1 protein-coding gene and 1 pseudogene are annotated in these 972 nt (G+C 46.4%); both read right to left on the reverse strand.

The window, feature by feature from the left end:
- Positions 1 to 116: 116 nt before the first annotated feature.
- Positions 117 to 377: a DUF6061 family protein gene (locus J3353_RS16455; RefSeq protein WP_081028504.1), complete on the reverse strand. Its 261-nt coding sequence runs from the start codon at positions 375 to 377 to the stop codon at positions 117 to 119.
- Positions 378 to 465: 88 nt separating this feature from the next.
- A pseudogene (locus J3353_RS16630) lies at positions 466 to 744 on the reverse strand (DNA topoisomerase); the annotation flags it as partial.
- Between the last annotated feature and the right edge of the window lie 228 nt (positions 745 to 972).

Genomic DNA, 972 nt, shown 5'->3' on the forward strand with positions numbered 1-972 from the left:
AATATATTGTTATTATACCACATTTGTTGTGTGTTGGACTATGATTTGAAATTATTTGGCATTTTAACCAGTTTATCAAATGACTTATTGTGCGAGTAAGAGAATTTTAATCATAATCATTCGCTTGACCAATTTGTAACACAAAATACGTTACAATGATTTTCGGCGGTAGCCATGAAAAAACGATGACACTCAATCCTCCGTGTCAACCCCACTGTAAAGTAGCGGGTTGAGGATGTTCTGAGGCAGTTGGGCATCCTGTTGGCGACGGCAGAGCCATCCGTGAACCGGGCTTCCACTCGGTTGGTGTCTATGTTGTAGCGGAAGGAAAGCAGTTTTTGAGAGTGATTATGGTCGAAATTCTGATTTCGTTTCATTTGAATAGCTCCTTTAATGATTTTGAAATTTGATTTTTGACGAGATGAGGTCTCTTTTTTCTTTCTCTTGAGTCACCTAACCGCACTACCCTGCATCGCAACTGTTCACAATGCCATCTACGTCCGGGCGGTTCATCAGTTTTTGCAGGATGCCAAACTGCTTTTTGGTGGACGTAGACACCAGATACTGCCACTTTTGCGGCAGGATGGGCAAGTCTGCAATGCTCCACTTGACGTACTTGGCATCGTAGATATTGGGCGGAGCAAGCTCCACCAGATGACCCACGCACCAGCTTACCAGATAACCGTTGCCCTCAAGGTAGCCATCCTGACGGCTGGTGGCACCAAGGACTTTTGCATAGGACATAGCGACGGATGGCTTTTCCGCCACAACTAATTTTGCGATAAAAATCCCTCCAATCTGTTTCTGATTGCAATATGTACGGCGGCAAAACGCCGCCTTAAAATCAGATGGGTTCGGTGTCCTGCTCGTCCGGGGTTCCGTCCTCGTCCGGCACATCGGTGGGAATCTCAAAATCGCCCTTGTCCTCGGTGTAGTTTGCATCGGGGTCAAGGGCTTCTTTTTCGGCCTGCT

The organism is Faecalibacterium sp. Marseille-Q4137, from assembly GCF_017377535.1.
GTDB lineage: Bacteria > Bacillota > Clostridia > Oscillospirales > Ruminococcaceae > Faecalibacterium > Faecalibacterium duncaniae.